General features: G+C 67.2%; 6 protein-coding genes. 1 reads left to right on the forward strand and 5 read right to left on the reverse strand.

What is annotated here, in order from left to right; genetic code table 11:
• Window positions 1-23 precede the first annotated feature (23 nt).
• The 3 genes from IBX22_RS00125 to IBX22_RS00135 all read right to left on the reverse strand — a co-directional run bounded on the left by IBX22_RS00125 (window position 24) and on the right by IBX22_RS00135 (window position 2,622).
• A complete protein-coding gene (locus IBX22_RS00125; protein WP_194813350.1) occupies window positions 24-452 on the reverse strand; it encodes a glyoxalase/bleomycin resistance/extradiol dioxygenase family protein in 429 nt (142 codons plus the stop codon).
• A 63-nt stretch (window positions 453-515) separates the two neighbouring features.
• Window positions 516-1,271 carry a hypothetical protein gene (locus IBX22_RS00130; protein ID WP_194813351.1) on the reverse strand — a complete coding sequence of 252 codons (756 nt, stop codon included), beginning with the start codon at window positions 1,269-1,271 and terminating at the stop codon, window positions 516-518.
• Between the two features lie 70 nt (window positions 1,272-1,341).
• Window positions 1,342-2,622 (reverse strand): ABC transporter substrate-binding protein, encoded by a 1,281-nt coding sequence (locus tag IBX22_RS00135; protein ID WP_228538106.1) that lies wholly within the window; start codon window positions 2,620-2,622, stop codon window positions 1,342-1,344.
• Window positions 2,623-2,843: 221 nt separating this feature from the next.
• Between IBX22_RS00135 and IBX22_RS00140 the strand changes: the two genes are divergently transcribed.
• The gene (locus IBX22_RS00140; protein ID WP_194813352.1) at window positions 2,844-4,157 is read left to right on the forward strand and encodes a CdaR family transcriptional regulator; all 1,314 of its coding nucleotides are present in this window, start codon (window positions 2,844-2,846) and stop codon (window positions 4,155-4,157) included.
• Between the two features lie 25 nt (window positions 4,158-4,182).
• Here the strand turns inward: IBX22_RS00140 and IBX22_RS00145 are convergent, their stop codons facing one another.
• Window positions 4,183-5,136: a ferritin-like domain-containing protein gene (locus tag IBX22_RS00145; protein WP_194813353.1), complete on the reverse strand. Its 954-nt coding sequence runs from the start codon at window positions 5,134-5,136 to the stop codon at window positions 4,183-4,185.
• A gap of 154 nt (window positions 5,137-5,290) precedes the next feature.
• The gene (locus IBX22_RS00150) at window positions 5,291-6,067 is read right to left on the reverse strand and encodes an acyl-[acyl-carrier-protein] thioesterase (protein ID WP_194813354.1); all 777 of its coding nucleotides are present in this window, start codon (window positions 6,065-6,067) and stop codon (window positions 5,291-5,293) included.
• Window positions 6,068-6,161 lie beyond the last annotated feature (94 nt).

Below are 6,161 nucleotides of genomic sequence, written 5' to 3' on the forward strand. Positions count from 1 at the left end.
GATTCGGACTGAAGCCACCGGTGTTATGCACCGGCTTTCAGTGGTCCACCCACAATCCACTGGTGCCCGAACGGATCTCGCACCCGTCCCTGCCGGATCCCATAGGGCTGATCGGCCACCTCGAACATGATCTCGCCACCCGCGTCGGCCATCCGCTCGGCGAGCTGGTCGGGTTCATCGACCACCACGCTCAGCAACACCCCTCGCCCCTTATCGCTGTCGACCGCGTCGGCGTCTTTGAGCTGGAACACCTCGCCACCAGGCAATTCGAGCTCCGCGAACACCACTCGCCCGTCCGCGTCGTGCCGCTCCCCCAGTACGGCGTCGAAAACCTTGCAGTAGTAGCGAATCGCCTCTTCGGCGCCCTCGACGACCAGCTTCGGCGTGATCTTCTCGATATGCATGGTCCAATCCTGACCGGTCGTCGCGGCCTTGGCTTGGACGTTTGACACCTCACGTGTCCACGACAACGCGCCGGACCGTTTCGCAACGATCCGGCGCATCGACTCGACGGGCTACTTCGGGGGTGCGGGAACCATCGGGTCCTTGCAGGCCGGGAGCTCCGGCGGGCAGGGAGCCAGGATGGTGGAGAAGTACTGGTATGCCGAGAACAGGGCGAGCGGCCCGCCGACGGTGAGCAGACCCACCATCGCGCCGACCGCGCCGAGGGTGGCCGCACCGAGGACACAGCCCGCGATGGTCGCGCCGACCCACGGCAGCAGCAGGGCGATGACGGGGCTGGCGATGGTCGCGCCCGCCGCGCCGCCGACCAGGCAGCCGACGCCGCCGCCGAGTACCGCGCCGATGATCGCGCTGATCGCGCTGCCGATGGTGAGACGCTGGGCGAGGACACCGAGCGCGCCCTGGTCCCGCGGAGTGAAGGATTCGGCGACGGTTTGCAGGGCTTGGTCGGTGCTGACGACTTCGCTCGGCGCGACCGCGGCGACCGGTGTGCCGCCCTCCCTGGACGGGGTGAGAACCGCTGTGCTGCCGTCGATTTGCGCGGCGATCGGGTACGCCGTGGCGTCGATGCGATAGGTGAGCGGGATGGCGGCGACAGGAGTGTCCTGCGCGTCGGTCACCACGAGCTGATCACCGACTGTCAGGAGTTTGCCGTTGCTGGTGGACAGCACCGCGGAATCACCCTGGCGGCTCACTTCGTAGTGCACCTCGTGCTGAGCGGGTGCGGGCTCGGCATTGGTGACACCGGAGCTGACGCCGAGAGCCACGGCCGCGAGCGCGGCAGTGACCACTGATCTGTGCAATTTCATGGTGAACCTCATCAATGGATATCAGAGCTTGCCGCGGCGCCGGACTGCGCCGCGGCGGTTGGGGTTTTGCCTATTTGCTGGTGTTGATCACGTCACCGGTGAGCGTCCAGTGGTCGCCTTCGAACCGCTGAATCCGCATGGCTTCGATCGGAAAGGCGTCGCCGGGGCCGGTTTTCACCGTGATACCGGGCAGCAGCAGATCAACACCGACGTTGTCTAGTGCGCGCATGGCGTCCCGAAGCCCTTCGCGGGTGGGGCATTTCGCCGCCGCCATGGTTTTGTGGAAGCTCTGGGCCATCGCCCAGCCGACCGCGGTGTACTGATTGGAGGGGTCGGCGCCCGGGGCGTATTGCGCCACTTTCTCCCGATAGGTGCGCATTCCGCTGTCGGCGGCCCACTGTGCGTCGGCGGGGTCCTTCATGAACGCGACCGACACCACGCCTTGCACGTTCTGGAAGCCGACCGGTTTGAGCATGCTGACGGTGTTCGCGACCTGCGCGAGCACATGCAGCGGGTTCCAGTCGGTGTTGCGAGCGTCGGCGGCCAAGGCCTGGGAGGCGAACTTCGGCGTCGAGAAGTTGAGCAGCACATCGGCTTTCGTGTTCGCCAGATTGCGCACTTGTGGTTCCACGGTGGGGTCGGTGACTTCGTAGCTCTGCTCCCCCACCACCTTGACGCCGCTACCGGCGATGGCTTCGGTGAAGCTGGTCAGCAGATCCTTGCCGAAGTCGTCGTTCTGGTAGAGCACCGCGACGGTCGCGTTCGGGCGCTGTTCACGGACGTAGCGTGCGAACGCCTGACCTTCGGCGCGGTAGCTGGGCTGCCAGCCGATGGTCCACGGATGTTCTGTGTCGGTCCCCCATTTGGTGGCACCGCCCGCGACGAACGCCTGCGGCACCTTGCGCTGATTCAGGTAATCCCACACCGCGGACGAGGTCGCCGTGCCGAGGGTGGAGAAGACCGCGAATACCTGATCCTGTTCGACCAGCCTGCGGGTTTCCTCCACCGTTTTGGGTGGCTGGTAGCCGTCGTCCCGGATCAGGTATTCGATCTTCCGGCCATCGACCCCGCCCTGCTCGGCATTGAGGTAGTCGAAATACGCGCGCACCCCCTTGGGGAGTTCGCCGTACGCGGAGGCGGGCCCCGACAGCGGGTAGACACCGCCGAGCTTGATGCTCGTATCGGTGATGCCGGTGGTCTGCTGCCCCTGGCAGTCGCCCTTTCCAACGGTGCCGCCGTCGCCGTCCCGGCCACCGCAGGCGGTGACCGTCAGCAGGACGGCCACCGCCGCTCCCGCGGCTCGGATCGCCCTGGTGCGCATCGTTTTCCGGAGATGGGATATTTCGAGCATTCGGCCTCCTGCCCCACGTTTGAGACGCGGGGAAAAGAATCCTTGCGGGACAGCGACATCCGCTGCCCGGCTTGGTCAGGAGGTCAGCGTAAATTCGCTGGTCAGCGCGCGCATCGGTCCCGGCGGCCCAAAGTCGGCCCGCGATATTGGCCCCGTGGGACATGGCCCGAGCGGCCTCCGGTCGTGTTGACACGCCCGCCGCGGCGATGTTGTATCCGCTTATGTCAGCTGGGTCACATGTGGACAGTCCCTGGTATCCGGACGAAGTGCAGGCCGAGCGCAAACGCATCATCGGCAACGCCTATGACCATGCCGAGCAGATCGCCGACGCCGGGATGGCGGCGATCCTCGCGCAGATCCCCAGTTACGCGGCTCGCGATCAGACCTTCCACGCCGATGTGCACGACCAGCTGGCCAGGCTGACCCGCTCCGGGCTCGGCGCGTTCCTGGATCACCGCAAGGTCACCGTCGACGACGTCGCCTACGCCCGCCAGGCCGCGGCCCGCCGCGCCCGGGCCGGGCTCACGCTGATGGATTACATCGCGGCGTTCCGGCTGGGGCAGCAGGCGACCTGGAAGACGCTGCTGTCCTTCGCGGGCGAATCCGAGGCCGGGCGGCAGGCCGCGTTGTCGATGGTGGTCCCGCTGGCCCGCTACAACGATCTGATCAGTGCCGAAGCCGCCAATGCCTACCTCGAATTCCAGCAGTCGTGCACGGCCGATTCCGGGCGCGAAAGTCAGGAACTGCTGGAAAGTCTGCTCGCCGGCGCACTGCCCGAGCGCGGGCCGCAATTGGCCCGGGCCAGCGCGCACGGCATCGGCGCGGAAAGCACCGCCGCGATGGTGGTCGTCACCGCGACCGTGCTCGGCACCCCGCGGCGCGCCGAGCAGGACGGAACCGACAGCGAGGCACGGCAGCTCGCCGCCGCGGCGCTGGCGGGCGTCGGAGTCAACGGCTTGCGCACCCTCGCGGTCGTGCGCGGCGCCGAGATCATCGCGGTGCCCGCACTGGGTCGCCGCGCGAGTACCGGTGAACTCGTTGAGCGGCTACAGGCGATGCAGGTGAAACTGAACGCGGCCGGCATCACGCTCGCCGTCGGCGTCAGCACCGTTGTCACCGGTATCGTTCAGCTGCCGAAGGCGTACCAGCAGAGCCGCAGTGCCCTCGACCTGCTGCCCGAGGCGGGTGGCGTGCTGGCGCTGCCGCACCTCACACCGTTCCGATACCTCATGGTGCGCGCCGACGAGACCGCCCGCGATCTCATCGACCCCCGGATCGCGGCGGTGCTGTCCGACGACAAGATTCGGGGCGGCATGCTCGCCGACACGATCCGCGCTTTCGCCGCCGCCGACATGAACATTCGCGAAGCCGCGGACAAACTCCGCATCCACCACAACACCGCCAAATACCGGCTGCGCCGCATCCAGGACCTGACCGGCCGCAGTATGCGCAGCATCGACGATCTGATCGACCTGCTGGTGGCGATCGAACTACAGCCCGGTCCGCCGCGACAACCGGTTATCGGTTCTGCTTAGTCGCGGCGGACCGGGCTGCGGGGTTCTAGTTGCGGCGGGTTACTTCCCGGGCGATCGTCGCCAGCCGCGCCTGGGCCGCCGAAACGACATTCTGCCGATTCTTGTTCGCTTCCTCGTAGGCGAGGATCGCTCGGACATCGGAGGATTCGGTCAATTCCTTGATCGCGGAGACGGATTGGTTGACATTCAATTCGTCGTAGTCGCTGATCGGCAGCTCCCGGGCGTCGAGAATGCCGGTGGCGGTCCGGGCCGAATGCAACGCGTCGGCCGTGCCTTTCGCACCTTCTCGACGGGTCACCCGCTCGGCGGTCTCGAGCGCGGCGTCACGCGAGGCGGTGAGGGTTTTGACCGCGACATCGCCTGCCCGCGAGCCACGTTCGAGCAGTTCGCCGAGCGCGGGCGGGGCCGAACGGAAGGTGTCCAGCGCCCGGTCGAGACCGCGCGCGGACCAGGACACCGGGACGTTGACCAGCTTGACCGCGGTCCCCGTGGCAGCTTGCAAAGGCGTGCGGCGCAGCGCGGCCGGACCGCCGAGGGCGTCCTCGGCCAGCACGGTGCTCAGCCAGTCCACCGTCGCCGAGTGCGCGTCGATCAACCGGTCCGCCAAAACCGCGACCTCGGGTTGCTCGGTGCTGCTGGCGAGCGCCTTCAGGTAGCGCGCCCGGTCGAGCAGCTGGTGCTCGAGTGCGAGGTCGCCGAGCAGGGCCTCATCGAACGGTTGAGCCTGTTCGGCCATCGCCTTGACCGCGGCGGCGAGGCGTCCGAGGAACGGGCCGATCACCGCCGGAACGCCACCGAGGTCGCGGATGGCGGCCTCGATGGCGGCAACACGGGCACGGGCGTTGTCGGCGTTCTCGGACAATTCACGTTGCACAGCTTCGGTCCGAGCTTGCGCGATCCGGGTTTCCGCGATCTGGATTTCGGTGTTGGTCAGATCTCGGACGGCGCGCAACTGTGCCAGCAAAGTCTGGTGGCTCATGAAAAAATTCCTTCGCTATCGAGGAAAGGTTCGGCGCGACGGTGCACCATGACGGGCATCCACCGTTGGTGGACACGTCTTCGGCCTACCACTGAGAGACCGCGCCAAACCTCAGAACCAGAGTCCTGCAACGTCCTTCGACAGCGAGCCGCAGCTAGAGCGCGGTGACACGAGCCAAGGTCCGGGCGCTCCCGTCGACTTCGAGCTGCACATGCAGTGCGGTGTCGGAGCGCCAGGCACGGATGCCCACGTCGTCACCGGCCAGCACCGGACCGGCGTGCTCGAGAATCACGCGATGCGGCCGGGCACTCAGATCCGGGAAGCGCGCCAGCGCTTCCTCGACCGCCTCCCAGTGCACCGCGTTGTTGACGTGGCCGTAGTGGTCGACATCGGTGACCCGCAACGGGAACGGCCAGAGTTCGGTGTCGGCGGCGGCGCTTTCGGCGAGGGCGGCCCGCCAGCGCAGCCGGTGGTCGGTGGTGGCCGCGAGCATCGGCGCCATGAACCGATCGCTCATGCGAGCGGGCCGGCCGGCCTTGATGTCGACGTGGATGAGGAACATCTCCGTCTCGATCAGGCCGCCGTTCTCGCTTTCCACCTTGATGCGCATGTTGCACCAGCGATTCGACAGCGCCGCGGGCCAACGCCGCAGGTGCACATGATCGCCGAACTCGATCGGGCGCAGCACATCGATTACGGTGCGGCGCACGATCCACCCCTGATGCAGGTCGCCCTCCTCGACCGCTTTGAGGTGGTCGTAGCCGATGTCCTGGAGGTACCGCGCCACCGCGTCCAGCCGTAGCCGCTGCCGGCCATCGGTGTCGCCCAGTCGCACCGGCCATTCCTCGTGGAATGCCCGGCTCTCGTCCAGGCACGCGGGCAACGGAAATACGATGTCTGCCAACCGGTCGACGGTCGTGGCGGTATCCATGAACGCTCCTTCCCGAAGGTCAGGCGAGAGCGTACCGACCGGCCGACACCGTGCACCCCTCCGACACGTCGGAGGGGTGCACGGGCCGCTCGGC

The sequence above is a fragment of the Nocardia sp. XZ_19_385 genome, assembly GCF_015355755.1.
GTDB lineage: Bacteria > Actinomycetota > Actinomycetes > Mycobacteriales > Mycobacteriaceae > Nocardia.

Excerpts from the sequence above, each read along its gene's own strand:
- IBX22_RS00130 (WP_194813351.1), bottom strand. The coding sequence starts at position 1,271 with ATGAAATTGCACAGATCAGTGGTCACTGCCGCGCTCGCGGCCGTGGCT.
- IBX22_RS00135 (WP_228538106.1), bottom strand. The coding sequence starts at position 2,622 with ATGCTCGAAATATCCCATCTCCGGAAAACGATGCGCACCAGGGCGATC.
- IBX22_RS00140 (WP_194813352.1), top strand. The coding sequence starts at position 2,844 with ATGTCAGCTGGGTCACATGTGGACAGTCCCTGGTATCCGGACGAAGTG.
- IBX22_RS00145 (WP_194813353.1), bottom strand. The coding sequence starts at position 5,136 with ATGAGCCACCAGACTTTGCTGGCACAGTTGCGCGCCGTCCGAGATCTG.
- IBX22_RS00150 (WP_194813354.1), bottom strand. The coding sequence starts at position 6,067 with ATGGATACCGCCACGACCGTCGACCGGTTGGCAGACATCGTATTTCCG.